Below are 20,282 nucleotides of genomic sequence, written 5' to 3'. Positions count from 1 at the left end.
ATCTTAGGCCAATATCGAACGCACCCAGATTAGAAAGCCCGCAAATTTTACGCTATTTGGAGTTCAATGCAACGTGTAAATTGCTTTATATTTCACAATTTTGAAAATAATTGACTTGATTTTTAAAAAGAAGAGACAAATGAAGAGAAAATTAGGTGATTACTTAATAAAAATACAACTTGCCACAAGCACATTAGGTTGTGCTTGTGGCTTTAGGAATTATCGGCGCGGTGGTAAACCACCCATGCCGCCCATTCCTCCCATGCCACCCATTCCAGGGGGCATCATACCTTTCATGCCGCGCATCATTTTTTGCATGCCGCCTTTACCCGACATTTTCTTCATCATTTTTTGCATTTGAGTAAATTGTTTCAGCAGTTTATTAACTTCTTGAATTTGTACCCCGGCGCCCGCTGCAATACGACGCTTGCGTGAACCTTTAATAATATCGGGACGAGCACGTTCGCCTGGCGTCATTGAAGAGATAATCGCTTCCATGCGCACGGTCATTTTATCGTCCATTTGATTTTTAACGGCATCGGGAATTTGTCCCATGCCAGGCAATTTGTCCATCATGCCCATCATGCCACCCATATTACGCATTTGCGCTAACTGGTCGCGGAAGTCTTCTAGATCAAAACCTTTACCTTTTTTAAGCTTCTTCGCTAATTTTTCGGCTTTGGTTTTATCAACCTTACGTTCAACTTCTTCAATAAGTGACAGTACATCACCCATGCCTAAAATACGTGAAGCAACGCGATCTGGGTGGAAAGGTTCTAATGCATCAACTTTTTCGCCAACACCTAAAAACTTAATTGGTTTGCCGGTAATTGCACGAATTGATAACGCTGCACCACCGCGTGCATCACCGTCGGTCTTCGTTAGAATGATACCGGTCAAAGGCAAGGTATCATTAAACGCTTTGGCAGTATTCGCCGCATCTTGGCCGGTCATTGCGTCAACAACAAACAACGTTTCTATTGGGTTAACCGCTTTATGCAGTGCCACAATTTCGTCCATCATGTCGCTATCAACATGCAAACGACCAGCCGTATCGACAATGACTACATCAGCAAAGGCTTTTTTGGCGTGAGCAATCGCGCCGTTGACAATGTCGACCGGTTTTTGAGAGATATCAGATGGGAAAAAATCTACTTCAACTTCAGCGGCTAAGGTTTCTAGCTGTTTAATTGCCGCCGGACGATAAACGTCGGCACTAACAACAACAACCGATTTCTTTTCACGCTCGCGTAAAAATTTAGCCAACTTAGCGACACTGGTCGTTTTACCAGCACCTTGCAAACCGGCCATCATAATAACAGCTGGCGGTTGGGCATTTAGGTTAAGGCCTTCATTAACCTCACCCATTGCCGATTCGAGTTCACTTTGTACAATTTTAAGGAACACTTGGCCAGGGTTTAAGCTTTTAGTAACGTCGGTACCTAAGGCACGTTCTTTAACCTTGCTAATAAAATCACGTACTACTGGTAAAGCAACATCAGCTTCTAATAAAGCCATGCGCACTTCGCGCAAAGTTTCTTTAATATTGTCATCGGTCAGACGACCTCGGCCACTGATATTTCTTAGCGTACTGGATAATCGATCGGTAAGGTTTTCAAACATAGTAAAAGCAAACCACTAAAGTAAATAATTAATTGCTGCCATTATAGCCTAAGCATTTCCTAATACGCTAGCGCCTTGATCACAAATGAGTGTTTTGCGTGATAGTCGAATCATTCAAGCGCGATTAAAACCAGTAATGACTCAAAGTTATGTAAAATATTGTAAATTCTGGCAGCTGACCACCCAAGGTTAATGACGCAATTGGTGAAACAACGTAGGATATTAAGCTACTGACATTGCTAATATTGTCTTCCTACTGGAAATATCCTAATGAACTTGGTTAGAAAGAATCTGCCTTATCTACTGCTCATTGTCTTGATCGCGATAGCTTATGGCATCAGTGAGACTAAACCTGAATTAAAAAAACGTCGCCATGTCTCGGCACCTTTATTAAGTGTTGAGGTGCAGCCAATAGTCACCCAAGATTATCAGGTTAAGATTGAATCCTTTGGTAAAATAACACCCAAGACCCAAAGCGATCTCACCAGCCAAGTTGCAGGTTTGGTAATAGCGGTTAGTGATAAATTTAGCCCAGGCAAGTTTTTTAATGCTGGAGACCTTTTAGTTACGATAGATCCCCGTGATTATAAAATTAAAGTCGAAGCGGCCGACGCCGAATTAGCGCAAGCTAAGGTCACTTTTGATGAAGAGGTCGCACTATCTAAGCAAGCGATTAAAGACCGCAGAAATCTGGGGTTAACCAAGGCCGCATCGGCTTTCGCGCTGCGTAAACCACAAATGGCCGCTGCCAAGGCTAAAATGCAAGCCGCTAATGCCAACCTCAAGCAAGCCAAACTCGATGTTGAACGTACCTTTATTCGCGCCCCTTATAATGGCCGAATAAAAGTTAAGCACATCGGCTTAGGTCAAGTTATCAATACCAATACCAGTATTGCTCAAATCTTTGCTACCGATGTCGTTCAAGTCAGTTTGCCGATTAAAAATTCAGAATTAGACCTAATCGAATTACCGCAAAACAACTTAACTAAAGCAACGACGGCGTTAACCCCAAATAATGTCATTATTACCAACAGTCTTGGTGGCGAAATTCAGCCTTGGTCAGCCACTTTGCTGAGTACAGCTGGCGCCATTGATGACAACAGCCAACAACTTCATGTGTTAGCACAAATCGAGCAACCATTTAATCATCCGCAGTTTAGATCGTTAAATGTTGGTCAGTTTGTAAATGCCACCATTACCGGAAAACTTATTCCTAGCGTTGTTGTCATTCCTAACTCTGCGATTTATCAAGGCAGTTATGTGTATATTGCGCAGCAAAACACGCTGCAAAGACGTGCGGTGAAAGTTGGCCATCAAAACAGCAATACAGCCGTGATTACGCAAGGGCTGGTCGCGGGTGAAATATTAATTATCACGCCGCTCGGTCAGGTTAGTTCGGGACTAGCGATAAAAATTCTGGGGGCTGAAGATAACAGCATCAGTACTAATATAAGTACTAATATAAGTACTAATATAAGCACTGATATCACCACCAATACCAGCATCAAGGATAGCGCGAATGATTAGTTGGTTTGCTCGAAACGACGTTGCCGCTAACTTGCTAATGTTAAGTTTGTTATTGGTCGGCTTGTTGTCATTAAATTTTAAAATCCCGTTAGAGGTGTTTCCGTCGGTTGAGCCACGTACGATCTCAGTATCAATGGCTTTACGCGGCGCGACACCGCAAGATACCGAGCAAGGTATTGCGATCCTCATTGAAGAAGCGATTGCCGATTTAGAAGGCATAAAACAAATAATCAGCCATTCTAATGAAGGCAGCGCCAACGTTATTATTGAAGTGGAAAATAGTTACGACCCCCGGATCCTACTAAATGATATAAAAAGTCGGGTTGATGCGATAAATAACTTTCCGGTTGCCGCAGAACGAGCGGTTGTTAGCCTCGCTAAATTCCAACACGAAGTGATTAGTGTTGCCGTTGCTGGCAATGTCAGCGAGTTAGAAATACGCCAATGGGCCGAACGAGTTCGTGATGACATTTTGCGCCTTGATGGCATTACCCAAGTAGAACTCGACTCAGTGCGCCCTTATGAAGTACGCATTGAAATAAACCAAACTACCCTGCGTCAATACTCGATCAGTTTACAACAAGTGGCGAACGCCATTAGTAATAGCTCACAAGATTTATCTTCTGGTAACTTACGTACCGCAGGCGGTGATGTGCTTATTCGCTCATCGGGCCAAGCCTACCGCCAAGACGACTTTGACAATATTATAATTTTAACCCAAGCCGATGGCAGCTTGATTAGACTAAAAGATTTGGCCAGCGTATTTGATGGATTTGAGGACAGTGATTTTTCGAGTCGGTTTAACGGTAAATCAGCCGCCTTTATCGATATTTATCGCGTGGGCAATCAAAGTGCAATCGATGTGGCCGACCAAGTTAAAAACTACCTTAAAAATAAACAGCCGTTAATGCCTTCAGCCATCGAACTTAGTTACTGGCGAGATCGCTCAACGATTGTCAAAAGTCGTTTAAAGACATTATCGACCAATGCATTGCAAGGCGGTATTTTAGTGTTGTTATTATTAACCCTGTTTCTGCGCCCTGCCGTCGCGTTATGGGTTTTTATTGGCATTCCAGTGAGCTTTATGGGCGCATTTGTGGTGATGCCGTTGTTTGACGTCTCACTCAACATCTTTAGCCTGTTCGCCTTTATTTTAGTGCTCGGCATTGTGGTTGATGACGCTATCGTCACCGGTGAGAATATTTATACTCACCTCAATAGTAGTGATAGCGGCTTGCAAGCCGCTATTCGTGGCACCCAGGAAGTGTCTGTGCCGGTCACCTTTGGTATTTTAACCACGGTGGCAGCCTTTATGCCGTTAGCATTTATTGGCGGTCAGCGAGGCGATTTGTTTGCTCAAATCCCAATAGTGGTTATCCCTATTTTATTGTTTTCACTGATAGAATCAAAGTTAGTGTTACCCGCACATTTAAAACACTTAAAATTGCGTAATCATCAGCAAACACCTGGCCGATTTAGCGTATTTCAGCAACGATTTGCCGACGGCTTCGAGCGCGGAATTTTAACCTACTACCGCCCGTTGCTTGCTGTTACCCTACGTAATAAACGCATCACTATTTTTAGTTTTGTCGGCATGTTATTAATTATCGGTGCCATGATCAGCAGTGGCTGGATGAAGTTTACTTATTTTCCACGCGTTGAAAGTGAAATAGCGCGCGCATCGCTAACAATGCCCACTGGTACGCCTTATGCTGTCACCGATAAATACATTCAAAAAATGACCGACAGTGCGTTCAAACTCAAACAAAAATATTATGAGCAAGAAGGCATCAATCTCATTTTAGACATTAACTCGGTTACCGGCAGCAGCGGTCGCTCGCAGGGCTCGCACCGTGGTCGGGTGATGTTTGAAATTGTCGCCCCCGAAAAACGTCAACTGCAAATTAGCAGCAGTCAATTGATCAAGGAATGGCGCGCGTTAATTGGCGATATACCAGGCGCGCAAAGCTTAACGTATCGCGCAGAAATTGGTCGCACTTCAGATCCGGTCGACATTCAGTTTTACGGTAACGATTTAGCGACCCTCAATGACATCGCACTTAAGGTTAAACAACGTTTAACGCTCTACCCTGCCTTATACGACATTACCGATTCGTTGTCAGATGGCAAGGAAGAGTTGCAAATTGAATTAACCCAAACGGCTTATGCGCTGGGTTTTAGCCGCAGCGATATTCTAAGTCAGATTAGAAGTGGCTATTTTGGGATTCAGGTTCAACGCATTCAACGTGGCCGCGATGACGTTAGAGTCATGCTAAAACTGCCAAAGTCTGAACGTTTATCTCTGGCAGGTCTCAAAGATTTACGCATAACAAGCGCCGACGGTTTAAGCGTGCCACTGAGTCAATTGGTGGAGTTTATTGCGGGGACCGCGCCAAGCTCTATCGTGCGAGTCGACCGTTACCGCACGCTAAAAGTAACAGCAGATGCGATAAAATCTCAAGCTAACATGACCTTAATTCAGCAAGATCTTAAGGTATATATTGACCAGCTGTTGCTACAATATCCGGGCATCCATTACAAATTCGAAGGCGAGGCGCGTGAGCAGCGTGAATCGTTCAGCTCAATGTTAATTGGCTTATTCGTGATGTTATTTGTCATTTATGGCTTGCTCGCCATTCCGTTTAAGTCATACATTCAACCCTTGATTGTAATGTCAGTTATTCCATTTGGGGTGATTGGCGCGGTCGCTGGCCATTGGATTATGGGCATGAATTTGACCATTTTAAGCCTAATGGGCATGATGGCACTCGTTGGGGTGGTTATTAACGATTCATTAGTCTTGGTCGATTATATTAATACCCATTACCGTAACGGTAAAATGAGCCTCACTGAGGCAGTGTTAAGCGCCGGCGCAGCCCGATTTAGACCGGTGATGTTAACGTCGCTGACCACTTTTATTGGCTTAATGCCTTTACTGTTTGAAAAATCAACGCAAGCGCAGTTTTTAATCCCGATGGCCGTGTCATTAGCTTTTGGCATTATTTTTGCCACCTTAATTACTTTGATCATGGTCCCGATTAATTACGTTATCGCTGAAACCTTGCAACAGCGCTATCATCAATGGGTCAATCGTTAATTATTAGCCACAATAGCGTTATTTCAATTTAATTTCTTCATCAGATTATTGAGTTGAAATAACGTCATCACCCAATGTTACAGATCAAGTATTTTGACATCAGCCCGTGCGATTACTTAACAGATATAGTAGGATCTAGTCTGTCATATGATGGGATCGGAGCCACAGGAAGTAACATGAAAGTAATTGAGTTTATCAAGCAAAAACAAATGGATTTTCAACAGAGCAACGCGGAGTTTAGAGCTTTGCTAGAGCCAAAGATTAAAGATTGGTCACAACTGCTCAACGATACTTTTACCAACACCCTTAATAATCCGTGGATGTCACGATTTGCGCCACATGATGACGACAAAAGTACCGATCTGACCAGTAAACCACTGGTGATGTCAGCGCAAACAGAGCAAATGTACCTTGAGTTAAAACAACAACTTGGTGAAGAAACCTTTCTCGGCGAGTGGCATATGGTCGATCAAGAATGCATCGATCAATTCGCCAAAGTAACGGGAGACAGCCAATGGATCCATACCGATCCAGTGCGTGCTCAAGCCGAATCGCCATTTAAAACAACCATCGCGCATGGCTTTTTAACCTTGGCCTTGATCCCAACGCTAACCGATACCGTCAACCCCGATCGCAACCCGTATCCGAACGCCAAAATGGCGGTCAACTACGGTCTAAATCAAGTTAGATTTCCATCTCCGGTAAAATCGGGTACCCGAGTGCGCGCCCGCACCCGATTAATTGGCCTAACCCCAATGAAACGCAGTATTGAAGTGATTAGCGAAGTGAGCATTGAGATAGAAAATAGCAAACGTGTTGCTTGTATTGCAGAGACAGTACTGCGCTTATATTTTAATTAAGCGCTACCCTTCATCATTGAAACCGCAGTTTTATTATGGAATACATCCGTGTATTCCACCAAAGGTCGCCGCAAACGGCGCTCAAAATGTTTCCAGAACATTTTGTGTCTGCATATTCAATAACAATCACTTATAAAACATAAGCTCATGCTATTCCATATTTGACGGCTTCACTGCAATTCCAATAATTTTGGGTATATTACTATTGCGCTTTTCATCATTGAAACCGCAGCTTTATTATGGAATACATCCGTGTATTCCACCAAAGGTCGCCGCAAGCGGCGCTCAAAATGTTTCCAGAACATTTTGTATCTGCATATTCAATAACAATCACTTATAAAACATAAGCTCATGCTATTTCATATTTGACGGCTGCACTGCAATTCCAATGATTTTGGGTATATTACTCTTGCGCCTTTTGTCATTAAACCGCAGCTTTATTATGGAATACATCCGTGTATTCCACCAAAGGTCGCCGCAAACGGCGCTCAAAATGTTTCCAGAACATTTTGTATCTGCAAATTCAATAACAATCACTTATAAAACATAAGCTCATGCTATTCCATATTTAACGGCTTTGCCGTAATTCTAATGGTTTGGGCTCTGTTGTACTAAAGTGCTCAATAATCAGATTAATCGGAACTCTATTGATGGTCGCTCAATGCTAGTTTTACCGCGTGGTTCGCATGAATAGCCGTGGTATCGTACAGAACGACATCAGTGTCAGCTTGAGCCACTAACAATGATATTTCGGTGCAGCCTAAAATCACCGCTTGGGCCCCTTGCTTAAATAACTGCGCGATAGTCGTTAAATAGTGCTCGCGCGATTCATCTCGAATTACTCCCAAACATAACTCGTTATATATAATGTCGTGCACGACTTGGCGCTGTGACTCATTAGGTACCAGCACCTCAATCCCAAACTCATCAGTTAGCCGCGATTTGTAAAAATCTTGTTCCATCGTAAATTTAGTACCGAGCAAGCCGACTCGGGTAATATTGTCACTGCGTAACGCCATCGCTGTCGCATCAGCAATATGCAGTAACGGTATGGTGATGGCGGCCTCAACCTCTGGTGCAACTTTATGCATGGTATTGGTACAAATTAACAAAAAATCTGCGCCGCCAGCTTCAACGGCCTGCGCCGCGCTGATTAGAATATTTGCTGTTTCGTCCCAATCCCCCTGATGTTGCAATTGCTCTATCGGTGAGAAATCGACACTATGGAGTAAGATTTTTGCACTATGTAAGCCACCAAGTACTTGTTGTACTCCCTGATTGAGCGCTTGATAATAACTAACCGTGGACTGCCAGCTCATGCCACCGATTAAACCAATTGTTTTCATGAGACTTGGTTACTCCTTAATTATTACAAATTAGTTATTAGCGATTTATTATGACAATAAGCAACCGCCATCGACATCAATGGTCGTGCCAGTCACAAAATCATTCTCAATCAAAAATACAATGGCTTGTGCCACTTCTTCTGGGCGCCCCGCACGAGAGATCAAGTGATTAGCGGTATTATTACGGTATAACTCCTCACGCGACTCACCTTGTAATGATACCATCGGTGTATCAATAACCCCTGGGGCCACCACATTTAAGCGCTTTGGCGCAATTTCTGGGGCAACCGCTTTAACAAAGGCTTCAACAGCACCGCCGACCGACGACAAAGCGACTTGTCCGGGTTTGGCTTTTCTGGCTGGGGTACCACTGACCAAGACAATAGTGCCGTCGTCACTCAGGTGCTTGGTGCCTAAGCGCACCACATTGGTATAGCCCCATAACTTGTCAAATGACGCTTGATAACCGTCGAGATCCATATCAAGAAAAGGACCAATAGCCCTTGAGCCGCCCGTCGCCGCACTGACTAAAATATCAAAGGGAGCGCACTCTTCAAATAACGTTGCCAACGCCTCACGGTCAAGCACATCACATTGTTTGGCCGTAACGCCTGCTGGTAATGGGCCAGCTTTATCCGGGTTTCGGCTAATCGCAATAACAGTGGTGCCTTGTGCCGCAAGCAGCGACGCCGTCGCCAGACCAATACCTGAAGTGCCACCAAAAACGAGCGCGGTCTTATTAGTTAGCTTCATCTTGTTACCTTTCACTTTGATTGATTAGAATGATTTATGAAATAATTTGTCCAGAGTAGTTGCTCAATACTATTACGATAACTAATTGTTACCAATAGGTAACACGATATTAAAATCTAAATACGCTGGCATTGATGCGGTTTTTAGTCTTAGGCTGTTATTGCAACATCGAATATACCGCCCCGAAATGAGCACTTATTAACCACACCTGCAATTAACTCGACAAAAATTGTAATATTTGGTGTCTAAAACACATTAAAATCAGCCTTTAATGGCATTTATTAGCTAACCAGTTCAATTGCTGACATTTTGGTACAAAAGGTTCTAACAATATAACTACCTTATTTTTGATACTGCAGTGATTGTACTGTATAAATTAATTCTCGTAATTTAGGGTAAAGCAACGTAGTATCACAATCATTCAGACGTCTAAACGTCTATCATGTTGCTTTTAATGTTGGCATTTAGTAAATTTTTATAGGGTAGTTTTAAGATGAGTCAGTTGAGCAAGCAAGCACATTTCGAGCAAGTAAGATCAGAGTTGGACGAAATATTAGCCCGTCGTATCATGATCCTCGATGGCGCAATGGGCACAATGATTCAGGCTCATGATTTTTCCGAAGAGCAGTTTCGCGGCGAGCAATTTAAAGATTGGCCCAGTGCAGTTAAGGGCAACAACGACATGCTGTCGTTAACTCAACCCGACGCCATTAGTGAAATTCACCGCGCTTATTTTGCAGCCGGCGCCGATATTGTTGAAACCAACACCTTTAACTCAACGACCATCGCCATGTCCGACTACGGCATGGAAGCACACTCGCGAGAAATTAACCTAGTATCAGCCCAACTCGCGCGCAAGGTCGCCGATGAGTTTACGGCTGCCAACCCTGACAAGCCTCGTTTTGTTGCGGGTGTACTAGGCCCAACGAACAGAACCTGTAGTATTTCGCCCGATGTTAACGATCCGTCATTTCGTAATATCACCTTCGACATATTGGTTGAAGCTTACACTGAATCGGCGCAAGCTTTAATTGAGGGCGGCGCCGATATATTAATGGTCGAAACAATTTTCGATACCCTTAATGCCAAGGCGTGCTTGTTTGCGATTGAAACGCTGTTTGAAACTATAGGTTATAAACTGCCAATTATGATTTCAGGCACCATTACCGATGCGTCAGGCCGTACCCTAACGGGTCAAACAACAGAAGCTTTCTATAACTCGCTGCGCCACGCTAACCCAATAAGCATTGGTTTAAACTGTGCCTTAGGGCCAGATGAACTGCGCCAATACGTTGAAGAATTATCGCGCATTTGTGAGTGTTATATTAGCGCACACCCTAATGCTGGCTTACCTAATGAGTTTGGTGGCTACGATCTTGGTGCCCTTGAAATGTCATCGCACATTGATGAATGGGCCCACAGTGGCTTTTTAAACATTGTTGGCGGTTGTTGTGGCACCACCCCGGCACATATTCAGCAATTTAGTGACAAGTTGTCGGCCCTAGTACCGCGTGTGCCACCAAAACTACCAATTAAAAGTCGTTTAGCTGGCTTAGAGCCTTACAACACAGATGAAAGTTCGCTGTTTACCAATGTTGGTGAACGAACCAATGTTACTGGCTCGGCGCGATTTTTACGCTTAATTAAAGAAGAAGATTTCATCACGGCCTTGCAAGTGGCCGCTCATCAAGTTGAAGCTGGCGCGCAAATCATCGATATCAACATGGATGAAGGCATGCTGGACTCAAAAGAAGCAATGGTTAAGTTTTTAAACTTGATCGCCTCTGAGCCTGATATCTGCCGCGTGCCAATTATGATTGATTCCTCGAAATGGGACGTGATTGAAGCCGGACTAAAATGTGTTCAGGGTAAAAGCATTGTTAACTCTATTTCGTTAAAAGAAGGCGAAGAGCTCTTCATTAAATACGCAACCCTAATTAAACGTTATGGCGCCGCGGCTATTGTGATGGCCTTTGATGAAGACGGTCAAGCGGATACCTTACAGCGAAAAATTGAAATTTGTCACCGCGCTTACGATGTTTTAGTCAACAAAGTGGGATTCCCACCCGAAGACATCATTTTTGATCCAAACATTTTTGCCATTGCCACCGGTATTGACGAACACAATAACTACGCCGTCGATTTTATTCAGGCGACTCGTTATATCCGTAAAAACTTACCACACGCGGGTGTGTCTGGCGGGGTATCAAACGTATCGTTTTCGTTCCGTGGCAATAATCCCGTGCGCGAAGCTATTCACGGCGTATTCCTTTATTACGCGATAAAGGAAGGCATGAACATGGGCATTGTTAACGCCGCCCAACTGGCGATTTATGACGACATTCCCCAAGACTTACGTGACGCAGTTGAATACGCGGTGCTTAATAAAGGCGACGATGCTACGGAAAGGTTGCTTGAAATTGCGCAAGAATATATTGGCGCTGGCACTCGGTCGAAAAGTACCGGCCCCGATCTTAGCTGGCGCGAGTTGCCTGTTAAAGAGCGCTTAGCCCACTCACTCGTTAAAGGCATTAATGAGTTTATCGTTGCCGATACTGAAGAAGTACGCCAATTATGTGGCCGCCCAATCGAGGTGATTGAAGGTCCATTAATGGACGGTATGAACATTGTTGGTGACTTATTTGGCGCCGGTAAAATGTTTTTGCCGCAAGTGGTAAAATCGGCTCGTGTGATGAAACAAGCGGTCGCCTATTTAAATCCTTACATTGAAGCCGAAAAAACAGAGATAACCTCTAACGGCAGAATAGTCATGGCAACGGTTAAAGGCGATGTCCACGACATCGGTAAAAACATCGTTGGCATCGTATTGCAATGTAACGGTTATGAAGTCTTTGATTTAGGCGTGATGGTGAGTGTGGAAGCGATCATGAAATGCGCCAAAGAGCACAATGCCGATGTTATTGGGCTATCAGGGTTAATCACGCCAAGTTTAGATGAAATGGTCCATAACGTTAAAGCCTTCACCCGTGAAGGTTTTGATATTCCGATATTAATTGGCGGCGCAACCTGTTCTAAAATTCATACCGCGGTAAAAATTGCCCCGCACTACGCACATGGCGCGTTATATGTTGCCGATGCTTCGCGTGCAGTGCCTATTGTGACCAAATTAATTAACCCAGCTACACGCCAGCAATGCATCGATGAGCATTATCAAGAATATGACGCGATGCGCATTAAGCGCCTAGCGCAAGGGCAACGTAAGGCCTTAATTAGCCTCAAGGTAGCGCGAGAAAATAAAAGTACCTATGATTACACCGACAACCCACCAATCAAACCAGCGATCATGGGCAAACAGGTGTTTTTAGATTACCCGCTTGAAAAGCTGCTTGAACGCATTGACTGGACCCCGTTTTTCCGTTCGTGGGAGCTCCATGGTAAATACCCTAATATCTTAACCGACAAGGTTGTTGGCGAAGAAGCAACTAAGCTGTTTGCTGATGCCCAAGTTATGTTAACTCAAATTGTCGAGCAAAAATGGTTAACCGCGCGCGCAGTGATTGGACTTTATCCGGCCAATACCGTTAATGACGACGACATTGAAATATATCGTGACGAAAATCGTGATGACGTGGTAATGACCACTCACCATCTACGTCAGCAAATTGAGCGCATTGGCAATAACAACTTCTGCCTCGCCGATTTTGTCGCACCCAAAGACTCTAAAGTGCCCGATTACATGGGCGGCTTTGCAGTAACCACCGGCATTGGCATTGACGAACATATTGAACGCTTTGAAGCCGCGCAAGATGATTACAGCGCGATTATGCTTAAATCATTGGCCGATCGTTTAGCCGAAGCCTTTGCCGAGCATATGCACGAACGTGTTCGTAAGGAGTTTTGGGGTTATGCCAGCGATGAGCAACTCGATAACGAAGCGATGATCCGTGAAAAATATAAAGGTATTCGTCCGGCGCCTGGTTACCCTGCTTGTCCGGATCATACCGAAAAAGCCTTGTTATGGGATTTATTACAACCGGATCAAGAAATTGGCCTTAACATTACTGAAAGTTTTGCGATGTACCCTACCGCTGCGGTTTCTGGCTGGTACTTTGCCAACCCAGAGTCTCGTTACTTTGGCGTGTCGGATATCAAGCGCGATCAAGTCGACGATTACGCCAAACGTAAAGGCATGAGCATTAGCGAAACCGAACGTTGGTTATCACCAATTTTGGGTTATGATCCCGAATAAATTATTCAATCACAGCTCAGGTATAAAGCATCATATCCAAACAATGATGCTTATACCTGATAAATCAATTGACTAAATTGCGTCCTTACTAGACAAACGTCTAACAACTTGCTGTTGTTAAAAAATACTCATCGTTAATTTTAAGTGTATAGTTGTTGCTCATTTAACTGCACACTATTTCGGAAGATCCAACGATGGCAACCCCTATCAAACTATTAAGCGTTTTTGTCGCTTTTGCCTGTGTTTTGTTGGCGATAAACTTTGGTTTACGCTCGTCATTAGGCTTTTTTATGGCCCCTATTTCTCAAGAATTTGGCTATGGGCGTGAAGTTTTTGCTTTTTCATTGGCATTACAAAACCTGTGCTGGGGATTATTTCAACCGGCAGCCGGTGCGTTTGCTGACAAGTTTGGCACCGTGCGCACTTTAATTATTGGTGCCTTGCTCTATGCATTAGGTTTATATATAACCTCTGTTTCAGGCAGTGTGTGGGAACTAAATATCGGCGCTGGTTTATTAATTGGCATGGGTATTTCAGGGACTGGCTTTGGTATTGTTTTGCCAGCATTGGCCAAAATGGTTGCGCCAGAAAAAAGAGCATTCGCCTTAGGACTTGGCACTGCGGCAGGCTCTGCGGGTCAGCTGTTATTAATTCCGGTGGCGCAAAGTTTTATTACCAGTTATGGCTGGCAAATTGCGTTGTTGCTAATGGCAGGCGGCGCTTTATGTATGATGTTTTTTTCAGCCCCTTTTCGCAGCGTGCCAACCACAGGCTCACAAGCTAATATTGATGACGGCCAAACCCTGCCGCAAGCATTAAAAGAGGCCACGGGTCACGTTCACTATTGGCTATTAATTGCCGGTTTTTTTGTTTGTGGTTTTCAACTCGCTTTTATTACCGTACATATGCCGGCGTTTTTAAGCGATCAAGGATTTGATACCTCTGTCGCGGTCACCAGCTTATCACTGATTGGTTTGTTTAATATTTTTGGTTGTTTACTATTTGGCTCTTGGTCGGGTAAATATTCAAAGAAGAATCTATTGGGCATAATTTACGCCTTACGTGCCATTGTCATTACCTTATTTATGCTGGTGCCAATGACCACTATCACGGTTTATTTATTTTCAATTGCGACCGGATTTTTGTGGTTGGCGACCGTGCCACCAACTTCAGGACTGGTAGCCCAAATGTTTGGCCTTAGACACATGGGCACTTTATACGGCATTGTGTTTTTAAACCATCAGCTAGGTTCGTTTTTAGGGGTGTGGTTAGGTGGTTATATTTATGATGAGTCAGGCACCTACGATATTGTGTGGTGGACCGCTGCTGGCATCGCGTTGCTTACCGCGCTAATCCATATTTTTATCGACGAACGCCCTGTCGCTCGAGTACGTGCCCAAATTCAAGTGAGCACGGCTTAACATCACCATTTAGGAACACCTAATTTGGGTGTTCCTACGACAGCATTGCCGTCGTCAACTGATATAACTTAAACTGATTATTCGCTCTGACTAAATTATGGGTCGGATATTGGGTGCTAAAATAGTTATCGCCTTCGAGATAGTCCGTTAAAAATCGCATACTTAATACTAAGGGCATCAAACGAGCCCCTAAAGGTAATGAGGCAATTTCTTGCTCGGTAATTTCACCATTGGCGCCAGTAATATAACCCTGCAATAACGCATCATAAATATCGGGCTTAAACCGCATCTGCTTTATGTCGGGGCTATCTTCAGCCAAACTACTGCAGCAAGAACGTACCATGTCGCCAAAGTCATGCAATAAATACCCCGCCATGCAGGTATCTAAATCAATCACCGCCAATGGCTTGTTATCAGCATTAAAGAGTAAATTATTAATCTTGGTATCATTGTGCGTTACCCGCAGCGGCAGGATTGAAAGAGTATCAAGCATTAACGTAATAAAATCTTGTTGGTTATTAAGTTGCGCGAGCAAACCCTGCGCTGATTCAACCCGCCCTGCCTTATTAAGCGTGACCGCCGCACTGAGGTTATCGAGCCGATACGTTACATCGTGAAATTTGGCAATGACGTCTTTTAGCAATGCCGGATTTAATGGCGCTAAAGCACTACTAAAGTGAGAAAAAGCACTGGCGGCAGCATGGGCAATCACCGGATCATTAATTTCGTCAATGCTGTGACTGCCAGTGACAAATTCAAAAGCGCGCCAATATTGACCATTAATTTTCTCAAGCAAGTTGCCGTGCAAACTTGGCAGCGGCGCAATTGAAATTAAGGAATACGCAGCGCCGCGGTCTTTAAGACATTGGTTAATTAACATTGCATTGTCGACCACCGCATTAGGGCTAGGAAACACCTGCTGGTTAATCTGCTGTAATACAAATTTATCGCCGTTGTCGTCAACCAATAACGTTTGATTTATCAGGCCATTGCCCAGCGGCTGCCACTGTACTTTGCTCGGTTGCAGACTAAATAAACTTAACGCCGCTATTATTTCTGGTGCTGACAAATTCATGGTTTATTTTACCTTAACTTTTGGTTGGGGCTGTACCCAATAACATTTAGTCATAAATCTTGCCCACGAGTTCGAGCTGGGTTAGGTACAGTCGCAAATCAAGTTCTAGCTGAAAGTAATTCGGTTCCATGTACTGACACAGTTTGTAAAACGCCTTGTTATGTTCTTTTTCTTTGACGTGGGCCAACTCATGAACCACTATCATGGTTAAAAATTCTAGCGGCGCCTGCTTAAAGACCTTAGCTACGCGAATTTCATTTTTAGCTTTTAATTTATTACCCTGAACTCGGCTAACAAAAGTATGAGTGCCTAAAGCATTTTTTATCACATGAATTTTGTCGTCAAATACCACCTTGCTGATCGGTGCTGACTGACGGATATATTGTGATTTAAGCTGCTGAACATATTGATAAAGCGCTTTGTCTGTTGTCACTTGATGTCGGTGTGGATAACGCGCTAATAAGTACTGTGCCAATTTGTCCTGATCAAGTAATTGTTGAGTCTGCTCAACAATGGTCGCTGGATAGCCCTGTAAATAAGTTAATTGCTTTGACATTTTATTGTAATACCCGTTGGTGTAATATGTCTCAAGGCTAAACACGAGAACATTGTATTATATGGCAAAATCCCCGGTCGACAAATTATTGCAAACGCACCAAAAACTCACGCACTCTCAAGACGTAAAAGTAGTTTCGCACCAGCAGCGTCAGCAAGGTGATTGGTTTTTAAATACCCTAATGCTGGCTAATGTCGATGTGCCATTTAAATACAAACGAAAAAAACGATATCGAGAATTGACTGGTGCGCGAGTTAATCTTACTTACTATCCAGCAACACAGACGGTTGCCGGATTCACGATCGAAGTGATGAACGTGGTACGAGTGCGGGTAGCTTAACTGTTAAGAAGTTATACCAATCCCATAAATTAAATGTAATTGGTATTAGTCTACCTGCTACGCAAACTAACTTAGTGGCTAAGGTAGTAATAGGCCGTTAAAAATGCCTGTTCTTGGAATGGCTTTAACCCAGTTTGCTTAAATTCTACTGGTGGTGGTGAACGTTTTATCCACTGCTTAAGTACACTTAATGGGATTAGGTCAACATTATATTTGTCAGATACCTGTAATACAGCTTCTAACTTGAACGTTGCCATTTTAGCCGCATGTTTACCGTTTGAAATTCGTTCAGCGATAACCACTCGTTCTACTTGATAATCTTCCATTAATTTGAAGAACGAGAACTGAAACTCTTTTAACTGTTCGTTATCGTTAACGTTTTGTACTGAAAAACGTTGCTGACGACAATCAGGAATGTCGAATACATCGTTTTCTTGCTGCAAAATGCAGATGTTTGCCATATTGTCTTTAAATTCGACCGCACAGATTCTCATTTTTTTCCCTAGAAAGTATTACTTATATATCATTGGCCGCCATTATAGACTGATTTCAGCCCGAAGAAAAACGCAAAGACTCGCCATTAGCGATCTAGAGCAATTAATTCCCCCTATCAGCTGACATTTCGCTCTAAGAACTCCGCTGGTGTATAATGAAAAATTATATACCTTGATATAGTGTCATCACTGATTGGTATTTGTGTCCAAAATTGTTTATCGTTAATAAACGATTTTTTATTATTATTTCAAAAGAAATAAAAAGGATTTTACTATGGCTGGTGTGCTGGATACGGTAAATCAACGAACCCAACTTGTGGGTGAAAACAGATTAGAGCTGTTACTGTTTAGACTTGGTTCAAATCAAATATTTGCAATAAATGTATTTAAGGTTCAGGAGGTTGTACGGGTGCCACATATTGCTGTGTTGCCAAACTCGAATCCCAATATTAAAGGTGTTATCAATATCCGTGGTAATACTATTCCTGTCATTGATTTACGCGGTGCCATTGGCATGCGAAATATTGATAACGCCTGTGAAGAGAATTTAATAGTTACTGAATATAACCGAACAACACAGGGATTTTTGGTCGGAAAAATAGAACAAATTGTCAACACAACGTGGAATACGATTCAGCCGCCGCCGAGAACTGCGGGTCGTAATCACTACCTTACCGCGATAACTCAAATTGATTATCAAGATGCCAACCGGATTGTTGAGATCATTGATGTTGAAAAAGTACTTGCCGAAATTGTGACTTACGATACAAGTGTCAGTGAAGGCATACTAGATAAAGACATAGTTACAGATCTGCAAGGGAAAAAGATTCTGATCGTCGATGATTCATCCACCGCACGTAATCTAGTACGTGAAACATTAACTTCGATTGGTATTCAAGTCATCGAAGCCTCGGATGGTTTACAAGCATTAAATAAGCTAAAAAAATGGCAAAGCGAAGGCATTAATGTAACCGAAGACCTTTTAATGATGATCACCGACGCCGAGATGCCCGAAATGGATGGCTATAAGCTAACTCATGAAATTCGTAGTGATCCCGATTTAAAGGATTTATACATTGCATTAAATACATCTCTAAGTGGCAGTTTTAATGATGCGATGGTTGAGAAAGTTGGCTGTGATAAGTTCGTATCTAAATTTCAACCCGATAAACTGGTTGAGATTGTGCAAGAACGAATGCGCGATAAATTGGCAAAAACTGCCTAATATCAAACTGAATGAGCAATGACGTGCCGGTACAGTAAGATCACCTACCAATGCGGATTAGTATAACTACTCAAGGCTCTGCTTTGACTTCGACAAAAAGTCAACCAATCAGTAATATTGGTTGACTTTTTGTCCAGATTCTCTACAATTTAGCGCCTTTTTTAACGTATTTAATTTGCGCTAAATATCTCCAACACCACTAAAAGATACCTACATGCTTAAGATACATATTAATAAAGTCATTAGCCAAAAAGCTGATGTTTTGTCGGGCCTTACCGTTGCCCTTGCACTCGTCCCCGAAGCAGTTGCATTTGCACTAGTTGCCCAGGTTGACCCTCTCGTTGGTTTATACGCCGCCTTCATCGTTGGACTTATTACTGCTATTTTTGGTGGCCGACCAGGCATGATATCTGGCGCAACAGGTGCATTAGCTGTAGTAATGGTATCGTTAGTCGTAACCCACGGCGTTGAATATCTATTTGCGACAGTGGTATTAATGGGCATATTACAAATATTAGCTGGGGTGTTTAAACTCGGTAAATTCATTCGCATTGTGCCGCACCCGGTGATGTTAGGTTTTGTTAATGGCTTAGCGATTGTGATATTCCTCGCGCAGTTAGGTCAGTTCAAAGAGCTTGATAGCGATGGGGTTTTACAATGGATGCAAGGTGAAGCTCTCTATATGATGCTTGGCCTAGTCGCCGCCACCATGGCCATTATTCACTTTTTACCAAAAATCACCAAAGCAGTGCCTTCAGCACTCGTTGCTATCGTACTCGTTTCGCTTGCCGTAGTCGGTCTTGATTTAAACACCAAGGTTGTTGGCGATGTTGCGTCAATTGCTGGCGGTTTACCTGAATTTAGCATACCTGATGTTCCATTTAATTGGGACACCTTGGTGATCATTTTCCCTTATGCCGCAATTTTAGCCGCGATTGGTTTAATTGAGTCGCTACTAACGCTTACCCTGATTGATGAATTAACTCAAACTCGTGGTAAGGGTAATAAAGAGTGTATGGCGCAGGGTTTAGCTAATACTGTTACTGGTTTCTTCGGTGGTATGGGCGGCTGTGCAATGATTGGTCAGTCAATGATCAATGTTAACTCAGGTGGACGTGGTCGTACGTCTGGCGTAGTAGCAGCACTAGCATTGCTAGGTTTCATTTTGTTTGCATCGTCATTAATTGAACAAATCCCGTTGGCTGCATTAATTGGCGTGATGTTCATCGTCGTTATCGCAACGTTCGAATGGTCTAGCTTCAAGCAAATTAAGAAGATTCCAAAATCAGATGCCTTTATTCTTATTTTAGTTTCAGGTGTTACCGTCGCCAGTGATTTGGCAATTGCCGTTATTGTTGGCGTGATTGTTTCGGCATTGGTTTTCGCGTGGCAACACGCTAAGCATGTGGCTGTTACCCGTTCAATCGACGAAAACAACTGGACCGTTTACCATGTTGAAGGGCCGTTATTTTTCGGTGCTATTGCCTCGTTTAAAGAGCAATTTAACTTTATCGATGATCAAGACGACATCATTATTGATTTTAAAGACTCACGAGTTTATGACCATTCTGGCGTTGAAGCGATAGACTTTATTGCCGAACGTTACAAAGCCCAAGGCAAGCGCTTACACCTACGTCATTTAAGCCCTGAGTGTACTATTTTACTCAAGAAAGCCAGTGACTTAGTGGAAGTTAACCTGATAGAAGATCCTACCTATCACGTCGCTTCTGACAAGCTAGCTTAATTTAGCTAATT

Annotated in this window: 14 protein-coding genes; 8 read left to right on the top strand and 6 right to left on the bottom strand. The window is 43.2% G+C overall.

What is annotated here, in order from left to right; genetic code table 11:
• Positions 1–219: 219 nt before the first annotated feature.
• Positions 220–1,623: a signal recognition particle protein gene (gene ffh / locus HRU23_14380; GenBank protein NRA55328.1), complete on the bottom strand. Its 1,404-nt coding sequence runs from the start codon at positions 1,621–1,623 to the stop codon at positions 220–222.
• Between the two features lie 270 nt (positions 1,624–1,893).
• On the opposite strand from ffh, the gene HRU23_14375 reads away from it, so the two are divergent.
• The 3 genes from HRU23_14375 (at position 1,894) to HRU23_14365 (ending at position 7,107) form a co-directional block, all read left to right on the top strand.
• On the top strand, positions 1,894–3,150 hold the full coding sequence (locus HRU23_14375) for an efflux RND transporter periplasmic adaptor subunit (protein NRA55327.1): 1,257 nt from the start codon (positions 1,894–1,896) through the stop codon (positions 3,148–3,150).
• Positions 3,143–6,247: an efflux RND transporter permease subunit gene (locus HRU23_14370; GenBank protein NRA55326.1), complete on the top strand. Its 3,105-nt coding sequence runs from the start codon at positions 3,143–3,145 to the stop codon at positions 6,245–6,247. Before HRU23_14375 ends, HRU23_14370 begins: the two co-directional genes overlap by 8 nt.
• 176 nt (positions 6,248–6,423) lie before the next feature.
• On the top strand, positions 6,424–7,107 hold the full coding sequence (locus HRU23_14365) for a MaoC family dehydratase (GenBank protein NRA55325.1): 684 nt from the start codon (positions 6,424–6,426) through the stop codon (positions 7,105–7,107).
• 644 nt (positions 7,108–7,751) lie between these two features.
• On the opposite strand, the gene HRU23_14360 is transcribed toward HRU23_14365, so the two are convergent.
• The gene (locus HRU23_14360) at positions 7,752–8,453 is read right to left on the bottom strand and encodes an aspartate/glutamate racemase family protein (protein ID NRA55324.1); all 702 of its coding nucleotides are present in this window, start codon (positions 8,451–8,453) and stop codon (positions 7,752–7,754) included.
• Between the two features lie 48 nt (positions 8,454–8,501).
• Positions 8,502–9,206: an SDR family oxidoreductase gene (locus HRU23_14355; protein NRA55323.1), complete on the bottom strand. Its 705-nt coding sequence runs from the start codon at positions 9,204–9,206 to the stop codon at positions 8,502–8,504.
• Positions 9,207–9,699: 493 nt separating this feature from the next.
• Between HRU23_14355 and metH the strand changes: the two genes are divergently transcribed.
• Together metH and HRU23_14345 are read left to right on the top strand one after the other, a co-directional pair.
• Complete coding sequence (metH, locus tag HRU23_14350; GenBank protein ID NRA55322.1) at positions 9,700–13,416, top strand: methionine synthase; 3,717 nt, start codon at positions 9,700–9,702, stop codon at positions 13,414–13,416.
• Positions 13,417–13,610: 194 nt separating this feature from the next.
• Positions 13,611–14,837 (top strand): MFS transporter, encoded by a 1,227-nt coding sequence (locus HRU23_14345; protein ID NRA55321.1) that lies wholly within the window; start codon positions 13,611–13,613, stop codon positions 14,835–14,837.
• A 34-nt stretch (positions 14,838–14,871) separates the two neighbouring features.
• Here the strand turns inward: HRU23_14345 and HRU23_14340 are convergent, their stop codons facing one another.
• The gene (locus tag HRU23_14340) at positions 14,872–15,912 is read right to left on the bottom strand and encodes an aminoglycoside phosphotransferase family protein (GenBank protein NRA55320.1); all 1,041 of its coding nucleotides are present in this window, start codon (positions 15,910–15,912) and stop codon (positions 14,872–14,874) included.
• 46 nt (positions 15,913–15,958) lie between these two features.
• A complete protein-coding gene (locus HRU23_14335) occupies positions 15,959–16,468 on the bottom strand; it encodes a M48 family metallopeptidase (protein NRA55319.1) in 510 nt (169 codons plus the stop codon).
• A gap of 61 nt (positions 16,469–16,529) precedes the next feature.
• Here HRU23_14335 and HRU23_14330 point away from each other — a divergent pair, with 61 nt between their 5' ends.
• Positions 16,530–16,808 carry a hypothetical protein gene (locus tag HRU23_14330; GenBank protein NRA55318.1) on the top strand — a complete coding sequence of 93 codons (279 nt, stop codon included), beginning with the start codon at positions 16,530–16,532 and terminating at the stop codon, positions 16,806–16,808.
• Positions 16,809–16,879: 71 nt separating this feature from the next.
• Here the strand turns inward: HRU23_14330 and HRU23_14325 are convergent, their stop codons facing one another.
• On the bottom strand, positions 16,880–17,302 hold the full coding sequence (locus HRU23_14325; GenBank protein NRA55317.1) for a DUF3010 family protein: 423 nt from the start codon (positions 17,300–17,302) through the stop codon (positions 16,880–16,882).
• Positions 17,303–17,576: 274 nt separating this feature from the next.
• Here HRU23_14325 and HRU23_14320 point away from each other — a divergent pair, with 274 nt between their 5' ends.
• Positions 17,577–18,527: a chemotaxis protein CheV gene (locus HRU23_14320; GenBank protein ID NRA55316.1), complete on the top strand. Its 951-nt coding sequence runs from the start codon at positions 17,577–17,579 to the stop codon at positions 18,525–18,527.
• Positions 18,528–18,741: 214 nt separating this feature from the next.
• On the top strand, positions 18,742–20,271 hold the full coding sequence (locus tag HRU23_14315; GenBank protein NRA55315.1) for a SulP family inorganic anion transporter: 1,530 nt from the start codon (positions 18,742–18,744) through the stop codon (positions 20,269–20,271).
• The last annotated feature ends 11 nt before the right edge of the window (positions 20,272–20,282 follow it).

Source organism: Gammaproteobacteria bacterium (assembly GCA_013214945.1).
GTDB lineage: Bacteria > Pseudomonadota > Gammaproteobacteria > Enterobacterales > Psychrobiaceae > Psychrobium.
This window is presented reverse-complemented; position numbering and strand designations above follow the sequence as displayed.

What these genes read in the sequence shown, in the direction of transcription:
- HRU23_14335 (NRA55319.1), bottom strand. Translation starts at nt 16,468, where the DNA reads ATGTCAAAGCAATTAACTTATTTACAGGGCTATCCAGCGACCATTGTT.
- HRU23_14330 (NRA55318.1), top strand. Translation starts at nt 16,530, where the DNA reads ATGGCAAAATCCCCGGTCGACAAATTATTGCAAACGCACCAAAAACTC.
- HRU23_14325 (NRA55317.1), bottom strand. Translation starts at nt 17,302, where the DNA reads ATGAGAATCTGTGCGGTCGAATTTAAAGACAATATGGCAAACATCTGC.
- HRU23_14315 (NRA55315.1), top strand. Translation starts at nt 18,742, where the DNA reads ATGCTTAAGATACATATTAATAAAGTCATTAGCCAAAAAGCTGATGTT.
- HRU23_14345 (NRA55321.1), top strand. Translation starts at nt 13,611, where the DNA reads ATGGCAACCCCTATCAAACTATTAAGCGTTTTTGTCGCTTTTGCCTGT.
- HRU23_14360 (NRA55324.1), bottom strand. Translation starts at nt 8,453, where the DNA reads ATGAAAACAATTGGTTTAATCGGTGGCATGAGCTGGCAGTCCACGGTT.
- HRU23_14365 (NRA55325.1), top strand. Translation starts at nt 6,424, where the DNA reads ATGAAAGTAATTGAGTTTATCAAGCAAAAACAAATGGATTTTCAACAG.
- HRU23_14320 (NRA55316.1), top strand. Translation starts at nt 17,577, where the DNA reads ATGGCTGGTGTGCTGGATACGGTAAATCAACGAACCCAACTTGTGGGT.
- ffh (NRA55328.1), bottom strand. Translation starts at nt 1,623, where the DNA reads ATGTTTGAAAACCTTACCGATCGATTATCCAGTACGCTAAGAAATATC.
- HRU23_14370 (NRA55326.1), top strand. Translation starts at nt 3,143, where the DNA reads ATGATTAGTTGGTTTGCTCGAAACGACGTTGCCGCTAACTTGCTAATG.
- HRU23_14375 (NRA55327.1), top strand. Translation starts at nt 1,894, where the DNA reads ATGAACTTGGTTAGAAAGAATCTGCCTTATCTACTGCTCATTGTCTTG.
- metH (NRA55322.1), top strand. Translation starts at nt 9,700, where the DNA reads ATGAGTCAGTTGAGCAAGCAAGCACATTTCGAGCAAGTAAGATCAGAG.
- HRU23_14355 (NRA55323.1), bottom strand. Translation starts at nt 9,206, where the DNA reads ATGAAGCTAACTAATAAGACCGCGCTCGTTTTTGGTGGCACTTCAGGT.
- HRU23_14340 (NRA55320.1), bottom strand. Translation starts at nt 15,912, where the DNA reads ATGAATTTGTCAGCACCAGAAATAATAGCGGCGTTAAGTTTATTTAGT.